Source organism: New Jersey aster yellows phytoplasma, from assembly GCF_002554195.1.
Lineage (GTDB): Bacteria > Bacillota_I > Bacilli_A > Acholeplasmatales > Acholeplasmataceae > Phytoplasma.
Genome location: NZ_MAPF01000058.1, coordinates 20,883 through 36,444, shown reverse-complemented (window position 1 = coordinate 36,444; position 15,562 = coordinate 20,883). Strand labels below are relative to the sequence as shown.

Annotated in this window: 17 protein-coding genes and 5 tRNA genes; 19 read left to right on the top strand and 3 right to left on the bottom strand. The window is 28.4% G+C overall.

The window, feature by feature from the left end; genetic code table 11:
• Nucleotides 1–233: 233 nt before the first annotated feature.
• The gene (locus BBA70_RS03010) at nt 234–1,169 is read right to left on the bottom strand and encodes a hypothetical protein (RefSeq protein ID WP_011412841.1); all 936 of its coding nucleotides are present in this window, start codon (nt 1,167–1,169) and stop codon (nt 234–236) included.
• 225 nt (nt 1,170–1,394) lie between these two features.
• Entirely contained in the window at nt 1,395–1,583 is a 189-nt protein-coding gene (locus BBA70_RS03005; RefSeq protein ID WP_252861627.1) for a hypothetical protein, read from the bottom strand.
• Here BBA70_RS03005 and trhA point away from each other — a divergent pair.
• The 8 genes from trhA (at nt 1,564) to BBA70_RS02965 (ending at nt 5,541) form a co-directional block, all read left to right on the top strand.
• The gene (gene trhA / locus BBA70_RS03000; RefSeq protein WP_252861626.1) at nt 1,564–2,217 is read left to right on the top strand and encodes a PAQR family membrane homeostasis protein TrhA; all 654 of its coding nucleotides are present in this window, start codon (nt 1,564–1,566) and stop codon (nt 2,215–2,217) included. The genes BBA70_RS03005 and trhA overlap by 20 nt on opposite strands.
• A 103-nt stretch (nt 2,218–2,320) precedes the next feature.
• The gene (locus BBA70_RS02995) at nt 2,321–3,553 is read left to right on the top strand and encodes an acetate kinase (protein WP_011412839.1); all 1,233 of its coding nucleotides are present in this window, start codon (nt 2,321–2,323) and stop codon (nt 3,551–3,553) included.
• A 47-nt stretch (nt 3,554–3,600) separates the two neighbouring features.
• Nucleotides 3,601–3,689, top strand: a tRNA-Ser gene (locus BBA70_RS02990).
• Nucleotides 3,690–4,038: 349 nt separating this feature from the next.
• A tRNA-His gene (locus BBA70_RS02985) sits at nt 4,039–4,114 on the top strand.
• Between the two features lie 87 nt (nt 4,115–4,201).
• A tRNA-Gln gene (locus BBA70_RS02980) sits at nt 4,202–4,276 on the top strand.
• A 50-nt stretch (nt 4,277–4,326) separates the two neighbouring features.
• Nucleotides 4,327–4,408, top strand: a tRNA-Leu gene (locus BBA70_RS02975).
• Nucleotides 4,409–4,428: 20 nt separating this feature from the next.
• Nucleotides 4,429–4,503 (top strand) — tRNA-Trp (locus BBA70_RS02970).
• A gap of 348 nt (nt 4,504–4,851) precedes the next feature.
• Nucleotides 4,852–5,541: a hypothetical protein gene (locus tag BBA70_RS02965; RefSeq protein WP_011412838.1), complete on the top strand. Its 690-nt coding sequence runs from the start codon at nt 4,852–4,854 to the stop codon at nt 5,539–5,541.
• Between the two features lie 122 nt (nt 5,542–5,663).
• Here BBA70_RS02965 and BBA70_RS02960 read toward each other — a convergent pair whose 3' ends face one another.
• Nucleotides 5,664–6,371, bottom strand: a complete 708-nt coding sequence (locus BBA70_RS02960) for a DUF2963 domain-containing protein (RefSeq protein ID WP_011412837.1) — start codon at nt 6,369–6,371, stop codon at nt 5,664–5,666.
• Nucleotides 6,372–6,720: 349 nt separating this feature from the next.
• Here BBA70_RS02960 and BBA70_RS02955 point away from each other — a divergent pair, with 349 nt between their 5' ends.
• From BBA70_RS02955 to BBA70_RS02905, 11 genes are all read left to right on the top strand, one after another.
• The gene (locus BBA70_RS02955; protein WP_238374405.1) at nt 6,721–7,374 is read left to right on the top strand and encodes a S26 family signal peptidase; all 654 of its coding nucleotides are present in this window, start codon (nt 6,721–6,723) and stop codon (nt 7,372–7,374) included.
• 84 nt (nt 7,375–7,458) lie between these two features.
• On the top strand, nt 7,459–8,097 hold the full coding sequence (locus BBA70_RS02950; protein WP_011412835.1) for a uracil-DNA glycosylase: 639 nt from the start codon (nt 7,459–7,461) through the stop codon (nt 8,095–8,097).
• A 159-nt stretch (nt 8,098–8,256) separates the two neighbouring features.
• Nucleotides 8,257–8,709: a dUTP diphosphatase gene (gene dut / locus BBA70_RS02945; RefSeq protein ID WP_041639907.1), complete on the top strand. Its 453-nt coding sequence runs from the start codon at nt 8,257–8,259 to the stop codon at nt 8,707–8,709.
• Nucleotides 8,710–9,200: 491 nt separating this feature from the next.
• Nucleotides 9,201–10,010 (top strand): 30S ribosomal protein S2, encoded by an 810-nt coding sequence (gene rpsB, locus BBA70_RS02940; protein ID WP_011412833.1) that lies wholly within the window; start codon nt 9,201–9,203, stop codon nt 10,008–10,010.
• Between the two features lie 102 nt (nt 10,011–10,112).
• A complete protein-coding gene (gene tsf, locus BBA70_RS02935; RefSeq protein ID WP_011412832.1) occupies nt 10,113–10,937 on the top strand; it encodes a translation elongation factor Ts in 825 nt (274 codons plus the stop codon).
• 90 nt (nt 10,938–11,027) lie between these two features.
• Nucleotides 11,028–11,753: a UMP kinase gene (gene pyrH, locus BBA70_RS02930; protein ID WP_011412831.1), complete on the top strand. Its 726-nt coding sequence runs from the start codon at nt 11,028–11,030 to the stop codon at nt 11,751–11,753.
• 2 nt (nt 11,754–11,755) lie between these two features.
• Entirely contained in the window at nt 11,756–12,310 is a 555-nt protein-coding gene (gene frr / locus BBA70_RS02925; RefSeq protein WP_011412830.1) for a ribosome recycling factor, read from the top strand.
• Between the two features lie 72 nt (nt 12,311–12,382).
• Nucleotides 12,383–12,931, top strand: coding sequence for a hypothetical protein (locus tag BBA70_RS02920; RefSeq protein ID WP_252861625.1), 549 nt, complete (start codon nt 12,383–12,385; stop codon nt 12,929–12,931).
• On the top strand, nt 12,904–13,281 hold the full coding sequence (locus tag BBA70_RS02915; RefSeq protein WP_252861624.1) for a phosphatidate cytidylyltransferase: 378 nt from the start codon (nt 12,904–12,906) through the stop codon (nt 13,279–13,281). Before BBA70_RS02920 ends, BBA70_RS02915 begins: the two co-directional genes overlap by 28 nt.
• 260 nt (nt 13,282–13,541) lie before the next feature.
• On the top strand, nt 13,542–14,366 hold the full coding sequence (tpiA, locus tag BBA70_RS02910) for a triose-phosphate isomerase (RefSeq protein ID WP_011412828.1): 825 nt from the start codon (nt 13,542–13,544) through the stop codon (nt 14,364–14,366).
• Nucleotides 14,367–14,502: 136 nt separating this feature from the next.
• The gene (locus BBA70_RS02905) at nt 14,503–15,300 is read left to right on the top strand and encodes an HAD-IIB family hydrolase (protein WP_011412827.1); all 798 of its coding nucleotides are present in this window, start codon (nt 14,503–14,505) and stop codon (nt 15,298–15,300) included.
• The last annotated feature ends 262 nt before the right edge of the window (nt 15,301–15,562 follow it).

The following is a 15,562-nucleotide window of genomic DNA, read 5'->3' as shown; positions in this document are numbered from 1 at the left end:
ATATTCATAGTTAAAAAACAAGCCAAAGAAACAAAAAATTAGAAGAATGTTAGAAAAAAGTTAATATTGATAAATTAAAAATTGTGTATTTAGAAAATTGTAGTAAAAAACTTATTTTGAAGTTAAAAATCAGATTCTTTTTGTCAATCCTCAAGTTAAAGCTATTGTAGAACAAATTTTGGAAGAATTGAAGAAAAAAATGTATAAAAAAAATCATTAGTTATTTATGAAAATTATATATTTAATTTATCAGATTCATTTATAATTTCTAATATAGTTGTTTTTATAAGGTTTTCTAATTCTTGCATATCTTTTTGAAATATGGTAGTTATATTGACATTTTGAGATATTTTTTGAGATATTTTTTGGAGAGTTTGGAATTTTGTTCTCAATTCCATTAAATTAAAAGATTGTTTCCTTAATTTTTTTATTAAAATATTTTGTTCTGGATCAGATTCAAGTTTGGCATTTGAATTAGCCATCAAATTTTGTTTTATAAAATCTTTAATTTCTGTGATTTTGCATTTGCCTGTATTCATATCAATTACAATTTTATTTTTTTCAAGTGGTGTTAGTGGTTTTTTTAATATTTGATCTATATCATTAATATAGGTTTGTAATTTATCAAAAATATTTGTTGCCGTTTGTTGCCATTTATTTATGTTATGCAATAATTGGTCTTGAAAAGTTAATATAAGAGTGGGATTTGGTTTTTCTTTTTTCCAAAAAATATGAATTTTATTGTTTTGATTTTGCTTTAAGGCATCTAAAAGATTATTTTGAGTTTGATATGATGTAATTTTTTCATCATTAAAGTTTAAAAAAATAGCAAAAATTTTGTTTTGGATAGCATCAGTAATTTTTTGATTTGCATTATTTTTAGAAAGCATATGATAATTATAAGCAAAAACTTCTTGGTTCCAATCAGGGTTTATTTTTCTAAATTCTTTTTTTAAATTTTCTAAATTAGGATTTAGACCTAAATAATGTTCAATAATATTTGTCTTGTGAGTGGTTTTGATTTCAGGAAGGGGTTGGCTTAATTTTGCCTTAGGGGCGGATTTATTTTTTTGATTAATAAAAATAATTGCAGATAACAAAATCATTAGTGCGATAATAAATGTTATAATTATTAAATACTTGTAGTATTTAGTTTGAATAGATTTCATTAAAAATATTCCTTTTCTATGGAAACTCAGTTTCCTTAAATATTATAACCTTATTTGCTGACCATACATTATTATATTTTGAAGCATGTTGTGAAACTCCATATATTTGTCTTTTGTCAATTTACCAAATTTAGTTTAACAACTACTTTTATGTGATAGAATATATAAGAATTAGTTTTTATTACAATTTAATCTAATTTATAAATTATTTAATAAAATGAATTATTATTTTTTAAATGTTTCCTTATTTTCCTTATTTTCCTTATTTTCCTTATTTTTTCTTATAATTTGTATAATTTCTAAACTTTTTATAATTTCATTAATTGCTGCATATTCCAAGCAAGAAGGGAGTTTTATTCTGAAATGTTCTACTAAACCAAGTGATAAACAAACTTTGGGTGAAGAAATTGCCAACGCCATTTCCCATGGTTTAATGATTCCTTTAGGATTTTTTATTCTTGTTTGTTTTTGTCTTAAAACCTCTTCAATGTCAAATCCTAACGGTTATATTGTGCTTGTTTTTAGCATATCGATGATTATTCTTTATTTGATGAGTACTTTGTATCATTCTTTATCCTTTACCAAAGCTCATAATTTTTTTCAAAAGACAGATCATATTAGTATTTATTTATTAATTTGGGGAACTTTTACCCCTATTTTGTTACTTTTGCCAGAATTACAAAAACCCTTATTTGCTTTAGCAAGTGTGCCAATTTCCAAAGGACAATTCTTTTTTGTTTGCCAATGTATTTTAGTTTTTTCAGGTATCATATGCAAAGTTTTTTGGATGAATAAAGGAAAAATTATTCATTTAATCTTTTATGCTTTGCTTGGTTGGAGTGGGCTTTTGTTAGTGCCTGCAATGTGGGAAACCAATATTTTTTATTTCGTTTTACTTGGTGGTGTTTTTTACAGTTTAGGCATCTATTTTTATATTAAAGATAATAAAAAATATTTTCATTTTATTTGGCATCTTTTTGTTATTGCAGGAACTTGTTTTCATGCTTGGGGAATATATTGTTTGCTTGAAATTTTACCAAAAAATTAATAAAAAATAAATCAAATAACAAATAATTAAAACAAACTCAACCAAAAAAATAATATATAAACAAAAAATAAATTATTATACATCAAAAATCGGAGAAAAATATATGAAAATTATGTCGGTAAATTCTGGTAGTTCTTCTTTAAAATTTCAATTATTAGAAATGCCACAACAAGAAGTAATTGTTTCAGTTTTATTTGAAAGAATTGGCAGCAATCAAGCTGTTTTAACAATGAAGACCAAAGACAAAAAAGACAAACAAGTATTAGAAGTGCCAAACCATCAAACAGCGGTAGAGTTATTGCTAGATGCTTTGATTCAAAAAAAAGTTATTAATGCTTTGGAAGAAATAGAAGGAGTAGGGCACCGCGTAGTTCAAGGTGGAGAAATATTTAGTGATTCTGCCGTTTTAACTGAAAAAACCCTTGCTCAAATTGAAAGTTTATGCGACCTAGCACCCTTACACAATCCCGCAAACATAATAAGTATTAAAGCTTTTCAAAAAGTACTTCCTCAAACTTTTCAAGTAGCTGTTTTTGATACTACTTTTCACCAAAGCATGCCCGCAGTTAATTTTTTATATGCCACTCCTTATTACTGGTACCAAAAATACCAAATTAGAAAATACGGAGCTCATGGTACATCTTATAAATACGTAACTGAGCAAATGCAACAAATTTTGGCTAAAGACAACGCCAAAATCATTATTTGTCATGCTGGCAACGGCGTTTCTTTGTGTGCAGTGGATTCTGGTAAATCAGTTGATACTTCTATGGGTTTCACTCCCTTAGAAGGGGTTCCTATGGGAACTCGTAGTGGAAATATTGATCCTGCAGTAGTGAAATTTATATCTGAAAAAGAAAACAAAACTGTTGCTTGTGTTATCGATGATTTGAATAAAAAATCAGGTTATTTAGGAGTATCAGGTATTTCTAATGACACTCGTGATATTTTGGCAAGCATTAAAGAAGGCAACCAGCAAGCTATTTTATCACACGACATCCAAGTTAAGCGCATAGTTGATTATATTGCTAGTTATTACGTATTATTAAAAGGAATTGATGCTTTAGTATTTACAGCTGGTATTGGCGAAAATTCTTCTTTTTTTCGTTCCGAAATTATTAAACGTTTATCAGTTTTAGGAATTAAGTTAGACGAAGAAAAAAACAAAGTTAAAGGCAAACAAGAACTTATTACAACTCCTGATTCTACCATTAAAGCTTTTGTCATTCCTACCAACGAAGAACTTGCTATTGCTCAAGATGTTTTGCGTTTAAAACAAAACAAAACTAACCAATATAAAGACGATCAGCAAGAATGCTTTTGCTTTTGCGGCTAATAATTAAATCATAAATCTAATTAAACTTTTATAGTTTTTGGATTTTTGGAGGAATACTCAAGTGGACGAAGAGGCACGCTTGGAAAGCGTGTAGATCTAAAAAGATGCGAGGGTTCGAATCCCTCTTCCTCCGCCAAATAAAATTAGCTATTTTTTGTTAGTTTTCGAAGTCATTTTCATTTTGATAAAAATAATTTCCATAATTTAATCTCTCATATTATTTTTTAAGAACTTGTTGTTGGGAATATATTTTGGGAATTTCTTTTTAAACTTTTTTGGACTTATCCTTTTTTTCTTTTGCTTCTTTTTGGATACATATTTTTTATCTCAATTTATACCCTAAAAACTTTTTTAAACATTTTCACAAAAAATATTGACTAAAAAAATTTATAAAAACAACTCACTTAACTTTTTTTACTTTACAAATTAACAAAATCAAGGTATAATATTTTATGTTATTGAATTTTAATTATTAAAATTATTTGGCGGTTATGGCGAAGTGGTTAACGCGGCGGCTTGTGGCGCCGATATGCGTGGGTTCGATTCCCACTAGCCGCCCCAGAATATATTACACAAAATATAAAAATACAAAAAAAATATTATAAACATTATTTAATAATAAAATATCCAGATTATAAATTTATATTGAGGCCCATAGCCAAGTGGTAAGGCAACGGACTTTGACTCCGTGATTCGTTGGTTCAAATCCAGCTGGGTCTGCCATTTTATAACTGTTTATTAGTTATTAACGAACGAAAATAACAAATGTAAAAGCGGGTGTGGCGGAATGGAAGACGCACTAGACTTAGGATCTAGCGCTTAGGCTTGCAGGTTCAAATCCTGTCACCCGTACCATACAACCTACTTACAAATTAAGGGATATGATGTCAACGGTAGCATAACGGTCTCCAAAACCGCTCGTTCGGGTTCGAATCCTGATATCCCTGCCAAAATTAAATTACCCCAAGAAAAATATTTTAATAAAGTAAAAAAAGTGTTTATCAGAAAAGCTTAATTGATGTTTTTATTTTATTAAAATATTTTAAAACGCATTTTTTCAATCATTTTACCCTTTAAATCTCAAAAAAACTTATTTATCTTTTCTAAAATTCCAAGAAAACAACTTTATCTCAAAAAACCACCAAAATTAATTGACAATTGTTTCTTTTTTTGATTAAATAAAGGTGTAGATATAAAGTTTTATGATAAAATAAATATAAGCCATATTTAAGTTTTTTATGAAGCTAACAAATAAAGTATAAAAGTTTTACAGAAGCTTTTATTAGGAGGTTGGTTTTTTGAGATTTGAAGAATTGGCAACTTGGGTTTCCAATAACCATTGGATTTGGGTTGTTGGAGCTGTTTTGTTCCCTGTACTGATATTTCTTTTAGTAAAATTAGTAATTAAAACGCTAATTTTCATTTATGTTATCAATTTTCGCATTGCAGCTTTCTTTAGTCCTTCTAAATCGTTTAAAGAGAGCAAAAACAACAATAATAAAAACGAACAACCTCAAATTCCCAATGTTTTAATTAATAACAAAGACTTTGATTCTAATTGTCTAATTAATTTAAAATTAATGGAGATGATGGACAAAAAAGATAATAACCGTTCGCAAACTGATCTTTTAGAATTAAAGCATAAAATGCTTGAAACTTATTTTAATCAAAAGATCTTTGAATTAGAAATGAAACAAAAAATCAAAGAATTAGAAGAAAAACAAGAGCAATCCAAAGCTGATACCATCCCTAATAATGCCCAAACTTTTAACTCACAAAAGAATTTTTGGGATAAAATTCCAGAAACTTTGAAACAAGTTTTAGAAAAATTAAATAACATTGAAGAAATGCAGTTCGAAATTTTACAAGATTACACTAAAAAAACTTATTATAGTTATGATGATAGAGTTTTGTACGTTCATCCAGAAGACTTTTTACACATTAATAAAGCTTTAGGACATAAAAAACAACAACAATTAAAAAATTAAATAAAATATTAGGATGAAAGCATGCAAAAGCTCCTTTTGCATGCTTTTTCTTTTTGTTATTTCGAAAAACTACCTTTTTAAACTAGTCTTGCTTTTGCCTTTAAACATTTTTCCCAACAATTCTAATTGTCATTGTTTTCTATGACATCGCCACTATTAGGATCATAATTATAAATATCTTTAACATTATTTTTGCTCTGATATTTGTATTTTTCGCACCAAATTCTTATTTCTGTTTTGGGGTCGTATTTATTTATATAATCGATATTTCCATTAGGAAAATACTTTGTATGTTTAATTTTATTTTGGGTTTGAGGGTCATATTCTAAAATATATTCTATTTTGCCATTTTGACTATTATGATGAGTTTCTTTTATGATATTTCCACCTTTAGCATCGCATTCATACATATATAAAATATTTGATGTTCCTTCTGCGAAACTTATTTCTTTAATTAAATTTTGCGTATGTGGATCGTATTCTTTAATATTTATGATATTTCCATCATTGCCAAAGACAGTTTGTCTTATTTTATTGGCAGTTTGCAAATCATATTCTATGATATACCAAACACACCCTTCTTCTTCATTAAATGCTGTGAGTTTAATTTTTTGATTTGTTTTGCTATCGTAATCCAAAATATGGTCAATGTTTCCATCCATGTTATAGATTTTTTCTTGAATAACATCCACATTATGATTAGGTTCGTTTTTTGTTGGGCTTATATTATCAATATTGTCAAAAGATTTAAAAATCAGCACCACTAACAACAATAATACAAAAGTAGTTGTAATAGTTGCAAATCTATATCTTAATTTTGTAATTTTCATATTTTTTAATTTATTATTGCGAAATTCTTATATGGAATGTAATTTATCTTTCAATTCATTGTGAGAATAATCATTATTTTATAATAAGCTTTTGATTATATATAGTATTATCAATATTATTATAACATTAATTTTATAATAATAATATTTTTTTTAGCACTTATAATTGTTTTATCAAAAAAAACTTGTTCTGTGCTATAATTAATTTGTATAGTTTAAAATAATTCATAGTTAATAAATAAAAAAGGAAAATAATTCATTATTATGATAATTATTTATGTTCAAAAATAAAACAAAAATTCAACCACAAAGTCAAAAAACGAAATACTTTTTTTAATTTTAAAAAAGTATGATTATTATTTTAGATTTTTTTCTAATCTATCTCTTTATTGCTTCTTTGGGTAATGTTTTTTTTCCTGCATATTCAGCCAAATATCTAGGTATTGCTCATTTTCCTGTTGCTTCTGGCAGCATGGAGCCTTTTATACATGGTCCTGGAGATGAAGTTTTTATTATAGGTGTTTGGGATGCTTCCAAACTTATGCCTGTTGGCGGGAAACAAATTACCAAAAATCCCATAACCAAACCTTATAAAGTAGGCATAAATAATCCAAAAGACGGCGATATTGTAATTTTCGAACACCCTCATTATAATAATCCTAATGTTTCTGAAGAAGAAAGACAAGATGCCAAAGAAAAGCGTTTTATTATTCATAGAGTTGTTTCTAATGATCCAAATAAAAAATTAATTGGTACTTGGGGTGATGCAAATGAACCCCAACTTCCATACGAAAAAGAAATTCCTTATGACAAAATTGTAGGAAAATATATTTTTAAACACCGTTATATTTTTTCATTCATCAGAAATTTATTTGATTATATTCGTTCTTTCTTTGTTTTTTTATTCCAACGCCCCTTATATTTGTTTTTAATAATCGTTTATTTAATGATTATGGCGTATCTCTTATATGCTTTAATGAAAGAACTAAAAGCAGCCAAATAATTACAAAATACAATCAAATAAAGCCAAATTATACAATAATAGAACAATAATTTTGATAATAACAAAACAAAAGGTAAACAATTAATGTGGCAAATCATTAATAATCAAAAAACCAAACCTTATTTTAAAAAAATATTTACTTTTTTGCAAGAAGAAAAAACCAATCACAAAATTATTTATCCCAATCAAGAAGATATTTTTGCAGCTTTTAATTTAACTCCTTTTGAAAAAGTGAAAGTAGTTATTTTGGGGCAAGATCCTTATCATCGCAAAAATCAAGCTCACGGTTTGTCTTTTAGTGTAAAAACACTCCAAAAACCACCTAGTTTATCCAATATTTTTAAAGAATTAAAAAATGATTTACAAATTGCTGCTTGCACCAATAATTTAACTAAATGGGCACTAGAAGGCGTTTTGATGATTAATGCTATTTTGACTGTTGAAAAAGATAAACCCTTAAGTCATCATCAAATTGGTTGGCAAGAATTTACCAAAACTATTTTTCAAGCTTTGCAAGCTAAACCGCATATAGTTTATGTTTTGTGGGGCAAATTTGCTCAAAAATACGAACAATACATTTGTCAATCCCGAAATTGCATAATTAAAAGTCCCCATCCTTCCCCTTTTTCCGCTCATAGAGGTTTTTTTGGATCTAAACCCTTTTCTCGAACCAATACTTATTTGCAAACTTGTGGAATTAAAGCTGTTGATTGGAATCTTTAACTTTTTTATAATATTTAAACTCATTTTTTGATATTTTTATCACCCTTTTTTAATTATTTTTTGTCTCTCGTTTTTATTACTTTTATTTTGTGATTTGTATTTATTAATTTAGAAATGAAATTACTAACTACCCCCAAAAGAAAGCCAAGGTTTAATTTTATGAATAAAACAAACCGTTTTTTTGAAAAAGTAAGCAGTTATCAAAATCAAGGAATCAATCTTCCCCAACGTCAAACCAAATTCAGCGCTGGTTATGATTTTGAAGCATCCCAAAGCATTGAAATTCCACCGCAAACAGTCATTTTGGTTCCCACAGGAATTAAAGCATATTTTCCTTGTAACGAAGTTTTATTAATTTATGTAAGGTCTTCTTTGCCATTAAAAAAACAACTTACCCTTGCCAACGGCGTGGGAGTAGTCGATAGTGATTATTATAATAATTTGCAAAATGAAGGTCATATTTTTATTGCTTTGTATAATTTTTCTAAAAGCCCAGTTCAAGTTTTCAAAGGTGAAAGAATTGCACAAGGAATTTTTCAAACCTTTTTCCAAATTACCCAAGAAAAAGAAAATAATTTTTACAGAAAAGGCGGTTTTGGTAGCACAAAGTAACAAAATTGCACTCCATTCAACAAAAACATTGTTAAATGGTTTTAAATATGATAAAATATGTTAGGAAAAAAGTTATTTATTTTCATCATTTTAAAAACATTTTATTTTTTGTTCTTATTTTTTTAATTCATTTGTTTGTTTGTTGCTGTTTTTGTTACCAGGAAAACCATTTTGCCCGTCAATTTTAATTATTTAATTTTTTTTAGTTATTATATTTATGATTTATAAATTTATATAATTATCACATAATTATTCAAAACGTCAATTTTTCTTCCCAAAAAAAATTTTCAAAAAAAGCTTTTATTTAATCATAAGGGATGTATAAATGCATTGCTCAAATATTTTATAACACAATTAAAAAATGTATTAAATAGTTAAAATGAAAAAGCCCAAACACAAACAAAGTTATCATTTATTTATTTTTAATCACAATTCATTACAATATTTCAGAAAATATATCAATCAAAATAAAAAGGAGTTTTTTAATAATAATGGCAGTAGTTACAACAAAACAATTATTAGAATCAGGAGTATATTTTGGTCATGCTACTCGCAAATGGAATCCCAAAATGAAACCCTACATTTTTACTTCTAGAAATGGCATTCATATCATCAACTTGAAAAAAACTTCAGAAGAAATTGAAAAAGCTTATCAAGAATTGCTAAACATCATTACTTCAGGCGGAAAAGCTTTATTTTTAGGCACCAAAAAACAAATTCAATCATCGATTAGAGAAGAAGCACAACGTTCACAACAATACTACGTGGATCATCGTTGGTTAGGCGGCACGCTAACTAATTTCAAAACTATTTTAAAAAGAATCGAATTACTTCATTTGCTCCACAAACAAGAAGAAGAAGGACTTTGGAAAAAACTTCCTAAAAAAGAAGTAGTGAAATTAAAGCGCAAAAGAGACAAATTAGAAAAATTCTTAGGTGGCATCAAAGACATGAAAAACTTGCCTCAAGCTATTTTTATTTTTGACCCAGAAAAAGAAAGCATCGCAGTTGCCGAAGCGCGAAAATTAGGAATCAAAGTTTTTGGGATTGTAGACACTAACTGTGACCCTGATTTAGTGGACTACATTATTCCTGCTAATGATGATGCTATTAGAGGAGTGAAATTAATTATTTGGTTAATGGCTAATGCTTGTGTTCAAGGCAATGGTGGTGTTGCTGAAAAAGCAGAAACTTTTGATGCCAAAAACCCATTAAAACCTCAAAATTACAACACCCTTAACAAACGTCCTTACCAAGATTCACCAAGAAAACCATCTTACCAAAATCAAAATCAAAGATAATTAAATTTTTTTGGTCCTTAACTAACCAATACACAATTTTTTTATTTTTACAATTTATAATTAAAAGTAATCAAATTATTAAAATTTAGAATGGAGCAATAAATGAAAATTACAGCCGAAATGATTAAGGATTTGCGTCAAAAAACGCATGCTGGAATGAATGAATGTCACAAAGCTTTACAACAAACTGAAGGCAACATTGAAAAAGCCATTGTTTTTTTAAGAGAAAAAGGCATCATTAAAGCAGCTCAAAAACAAGGACGCGTAACTTCTGAAGGCATCACTAATATTGTTTTTGCTGGCAATAATGCTTTTTTATATGAAATCAATTCTGAGACTGATTTTGTTTCTAAAAACGAACATTTTCAACAATTAGTAAAAATGCTTGGAGAAATTATTTTAAAAAAACAATTATCTAACGTTAAAGACCTTTTAGCCTTTAATTATCAAAATAAAACAGTTCAAGAATTATTGTTCGAAAAAACCTCAGTTTTGGGCGAAAATATCACTCTTAAACGTGTTTTAAAAGTTACTAAAAAGCCTCAAGAATCTTTTGGAATTTACAAACACCAAGGTGGACGTATTTCTGTTTTGGTAGTTTTAAAAAACGACTGCCCTTCTGTATCAGAAGACATAGCGATGCATATAGCTGCTTCCAAACCACAATTTTTAACTCCTGACAAAGTAGACCCTACATTTTTAGCAGAAGAAAAAAAGATTTTACACAAACAAGCTGCCAAAGAATTATCAGACAAACCAGCACAAATGATAGAAAAAATTATTGAAAATCGTTTAGGCAAAATGTTAAAAGACATGTGTTTATCAGAACAACCTTTTGTCAAAAATGCAGATCAAAAAGTAAAAGATTACCTTAAAGCCAACAATACTGATGTAGTTTATTATGTTCGTTGGGAAATGGGTAACTAATAATTCAAAAATACTTTATTTCATACTTCATTTAACAAACTCAAATTTAGACTCTTTTAAAGATGTTTCGGATGTTTATGAAGAAAGGGTTTGTGGATGCATAAAAAAATTCTTTTAAAATTAAGTGGTGAATCTCTTAAAGGCGACTCTTCATACGGCATTGATCCTCGCACTATTAAAAAAATTGCTTGGGAAATCAAAGAAATAAAAGACTTAGGAGTCAAAATTGCTATCATTGTAGGAGCAGGCAATCTTTGGCGTGGGCGCACTGGTGAAGAACTTGGTATGGATCGTTCTCAGGCAGATTATATGGGAATGCTTGGAACTATCATGAATTCTTTAGCTTTGCAAGATGCCTTAGAACAAACAAACACCATCACACGCGTGATGACCGCCTTTCCTGTTTCTTCGGTAGCTGAACCCTATATTCGCCGCAAAGCTATTCGTCATTTGGAAAAAGATAGAGTAGTTATTTTAGGTGCAGGAGCTGGTTCTCCTTATTTTTCCACCGATACTGCTGCTGCCCTAAGAGCTGCCGAACTAAACATCGATGTTATTTTAATGGCTAAAAACAATATTGAAGGTGTTTACAATAAAGATCCCAAAAAATACCAAGATGCCGTTTTAATCAAACACATAAAACACCAACAAATTTTATCTCAAAGACTGGCAGTTATGGATATTACAGCCGCTTCTCTTTGTTTAGAAAATAATATCGATATTTTAGTTTTTAATATGTTAAAAAAAGGTAACATCAAAAAAGTTGTACTCAAAGAAGGCAACATAGGTACTGTTATTAGTTCAAAAGGAGAATAAATATGCAACAATTTGCCAAAGATATTCTTGCGTCTTTAGAAATTAAAATGACTCAAGCCCAAGAATTAATGTTAAAAAATTTTTGTGATATTCGCACTGGAACTGCTAATCCTAATATTTTAGATAAAATTACTGTTAATTATTATGGAGCGACCACTTTTTTAAAAACGTTAGCCTCTATTAGTGTTTCTGAAGGTAACCAAATCAACATCAAACCTTACGATAGCAATTTAATTCCTAATATTAAAAAAGTTCTTTTGGCGTCTAATCTAGGAATCACTCCTCAAACTGATGGTGTAGTTGTAAGGCTTGTCTTCCCCAAACCAACCGAAGAGAGAAGAAAAGCTTTAATGAAAGAAGTAGAGCAACTATCAGAAAAAACCAAAGTAGCTATCAGAAACGTTCGTCGCGAAGGCAACGACAAAATCAAAAAAGTTGAACTTACTAAAGATTTAGAAACTTTTTATTTAAATCAAATTCAAACATTAACTGATAAAAATATTAAACTTATTGACAAACAAACTGCCACTAAAAACATTGAATTATCAAAAGCTTAAAATGATTTTGTTTTTAAAATATAATAATTTCACCCAATTTTTACCTTTTGCTTTAAAAAAATGGAGGTTTATATGATAAAAAAGAGAATAATAACAGGGGGGACCTTAGTTTTATTTTCTTTTTTCTTTTATTATTGCGCTCCTTTAGAAATCAAATTTTTAGTTTTTGCCAGTTTAGTAATAAAAGCAGTCCAAGAAATGTTTTTTATACTCAACCACCCCAAAGACACCCAAAAACAAACCTTTATTAAATTTGGTTTAGTTGCCACTTCTACTTTATTATTTTTTACAGGCGTTTGTTTGATTTTGTATCAAAATATTTGTCAAAATAATAAATTAAGAAATGATTTTTTGCTACCTTTCAAAAGTTTTTTATCATATTTAAAACAACCGTTATTTAATTATTATTTTTTCCTCCTTTTATTTTTACCTTTTTTGTTAGTTTTAATAATGCTAGTTTTTTTACCCTTTTTGCAAACTAAAGATGTAAGCAAAACCTTTCTTATCACTTTTTATATAGGTTTTTTGATGGCTTGTCTTTTTTCTTTATTTTTCCTACATTGGCATTATTTTTTTTGTTTGTTTTATCAGTTATGTTCACTGATTCTTTTGCTTTTTTAGCGCGTTTCCCGTGTTTTTGTCCATTTTTAGGAACAAGTTCCCTAGCCCCTCACCTAAGTCCTAAAAAAACTCAAAAAGGTGCTATTTTAGGCACTTTCGGTTCTACTATAACAGTTTTGATTGTCTTTTTATTTCTTAAATGTGACTCTTGTATTAGATTCTCCATTTATACTTTTTTAATTTCAATTATTTCTCAAATCAGCGATTTGTTAGCTTCCAAATTTAAAAGAGATTATGGCATCAAAGACTTTGGAAGTTTCCTTCCGGGTCATGGTGGTTTTTTAGATAGATTTGATTCTTGGCTTTTGAGTTCTTTTTTTGCTCTCATACTCTTTAATTTACCTTTTTAAGTAAATCTAAACTACCATATTTATTTATATTTTTTAAACATTTAATCTTTTTGCCTTTGCCTTGTTATGATATAATTTTATTTGTAAATGTTAATATAAAATAATAAATCTTTTCGTATTTTTCTTTCTCTTTATCACAAATTTTAATTCAATATTTTATTTTTTTAATAATTTCTACTTCAAAAAATATTGATTTAAAAAATTAGTTTAAATTTTTCTAATCATCTATTTTTTGCAAAAAAATATTAAAGGAGTAATTTATGAATTACAAACCAAGAACAAAAGTGATTGCAGGTAATTGGAAAATGCACAAATGCAAAGACGAAGCTCTGGAATTTATCCAAAAAGTAAGTTTGCAAGTTCCTGATCAAACCCAAGTCCAAACTCTAATTTTCCCCCAACTTACCTTATTAGATCCCTTAGTACAATTACAAGGCGCCAATTTACAAGTAGGGGCTCAAAATATGTTTTATGAAACCGAAGGCGCTTTTACTGGTGAAGTTTCACCGCAAAATTTGCTTTCACTAGGTGTCAAACACGTTTTATTAGGACACAGCGAAAGAAGAACTCTTTTTGGAGAAACTGATCAAACAGTTAATCTAAAACTTTTATCGGCTCTCAAACACAAATTAGTTCCTACTGTTTGTGTGGGTGAATCACTTCTTACTAAGGAAAACAACCAAACTCAAATGTTTTTAGACCAACAATTAACCAACATTTTTGCAGGCGTTCCAGAAGAAGCATTAAAAAACATGATCATCGCTTATGAACCGGTTTGGGCAATTGGTACAGGCAAAAGCGCAAATCCCCAAGATGCTAACAAAACCATTGAACAAATCCGAGAAAAAGTCACTGCACTTTATTCTTTCCAAGCATCTTGTGCAATTAGAATTATTTATGGCGGTTCGTTGTCTGTTGCCAATATTAAATCTATTTTAGAACAACCCGCTATTGATGGTATTTTAGCAGGAAAAGCTTCCCTCCAAACCGAGGATTTTTTATTTTTTGCTCAAATAGCAAGCAAACAAGTCTTAGTTTCCACTAAAGATATTTTTCAAAAAAATGATTGTCCTTTTTGTTACTAATGATTTGGTAAATGTTTTTATTTAAATTTGCTACAATTAATTAATCCTCCTTTTTTTCTAATTGTTTTTTCTTTCATTTTTTGCATTTCATCATTTTTTGTTTTTTTCAAATACGTTAGGATAATAGGAGTTTCAAATGAAACAAAAAAAAGAATCTTTATTTATTTTTGATATTGATGGCACCCTTTTAAGTTCTAAATATAAAAAAATCTTTCCTCAAACGATCAAAGCCATCCAAACTTTATCCCAAAACCCTGATAATGTTTTAGCAGTTGCCACAGGAAGAAACATTAAAAGAATAGATGTTTTAGGTGATTTGCTACCTTATTTCAAACATTTTGTGTTTTTTAACGGCGGTCTTACTAAATATTTTGATAAAGTAATTGATGATAGACCTTTTAAAAAAGAAGTAGTTAAAGAACTAATTGAAAAAGCCCATCAAGCCAACATTCACATAGGTCTTACAGGAATGACACAAGAAATTGTGCCAAGTCCACAAGACTTAATTCCGCCTTCATTAGGAGAGCTTTATTGCACCAATAAAAAATCTGTAGTTGACCCTGAATTCCATTTGCACAACAATGTTTATCAAGTGTGGCTATTCGAACCCAACAAAGAAAAATTGCAAAATTTTCTTAAAGATTTGAAAGACTTGCAAAAGTATTATTGGAGAACTAATGGTGGTGTTGATTTAGTTCCTCAAAGCGTGAATAAAACTTGTGGTATTAAAAAATTAAAAGAGCTTTACTGCAATCATCAATTAGTTTGCGTAGGAGACGGCTATAATGATGTTGAAATGCTTAAATTAGCTGATTTAGGCATCGGATTGGAAAACACCAATTGCCAAGAAATAAAAGATAATTGTAATCTTTTGGCTCCTCATATCGACGATGATAAATTCTATGATTTTTTAAAACTACATCATTTAGTTTAATTTTTTCTTTTGGATTTTAATTTAAAAACAGCATACATTTTTGCTGGCTTTTATAATTTTTATATTTTTCTTCTCTGTTTTGTGATTTTAAAAACGTTAATTTGCATTCTTTTTGACAATAATAATAATATTTTTTTGCACTTATACCTTAAAAAACTTTTCTAAATTCCTAAATTATTTTTTTATTCAAAAAATCCAATTAACAAACCTCATTAATTACAATTTAGATGCAAATCTAAAACCAAAGAAAGGATTAAGTTAA

Excerpts from the sequence above, each read along its gene's own strand:
- BBA70_RS03010 (WP_011412841.1), bottom strand. The coding sequence starts at position 1,169 with ATGAAATCTATTCAAACTAAATACTACAAGTATTTAATAATTATAACA.
- BBA70_RS02995 (WP_011412839.1), top strand. The coding sequence starts at position 2,321 with ATGAAAATTATGTCGGTAAATTCTGGTAGTTCTTCTTTAAAATTTCAA.
- BBA70_RS02960 (WP_011412837.1), bottom strand. The coding sequence starts at position 6,371 with ATGAAAATTACAAAATTAAGATATAGATTTGCAACTATTACAACTACT.
- BBA70_RS02955 (WP_238374405.1), top strand. The coding sequence starts at position 6,721 with ATGATTATTATTTTAGATTTTTTTCTAATCTATCTCTTTATTGCTTCT.
- BBA70_RS02950 (WP_011412835.1), top strand. The coding sequence starts at position 7,459 with ATGTGGCAAATCATTAATAATCAAAAAACCAAACCTTATTTTAAAAAA.
- dut (WP_041639907.1), top strand. The coding sequence starts at position 8,257 with ATGAATAAAACAAACCGTTTTTTTGAAAAAGTAAGCAGTTATCAAAAT.
- rpsB (WP_011412833.1), top strand. The coding sequence starts at position 9,201 with ATGGCAGTAGTTACAACAAAACAATTATTAGAATCAGGAGTATATTTT.
- tsf (WP_011412832.1), top strand. The coding sequence starts at position 10,113 with ATGAAAATTACAGCCGAAATGATTAAGGATTTGCGTCAAAAAACGCAT.
- frr (WP_011412830.1), top strand. The coding sequence starts at position 11,756 with ATGCAACAATTTGCCAAAGATATTCTTGCGTCTTTAGAAATTAAAATG.
- BBA70_RS02920 (WP_252861625.1), top strand. The coding sequence starts at position 12,383 with ATGATAAAAAAGAGAATAATAACAGGGGGGACCTTAGTTTTATTTTCT.
- BBA70_RS02915 (WP_252861624.1), top strand. The coding sequence starts at position 12,904 with ATGTTCACTGATTCTTTTGCTTTTTTAGCGCGTTTCCCGTGTTTTTGT.
- tpiA (WP_011412828.1), top strand. The coding sequence starts at position 13,542 with ATGAATTACAAACCAAGAACAAAAGTGATTGCAGGTAATTGGAAAATG.
- BBA70_RS02905 (WP_011412827.1), top strand. The coding sequence starts at position 14,503 with ATGAAACAAAAAAAAGAATCTTTATTTATTTTTGATATTGATGGCACC.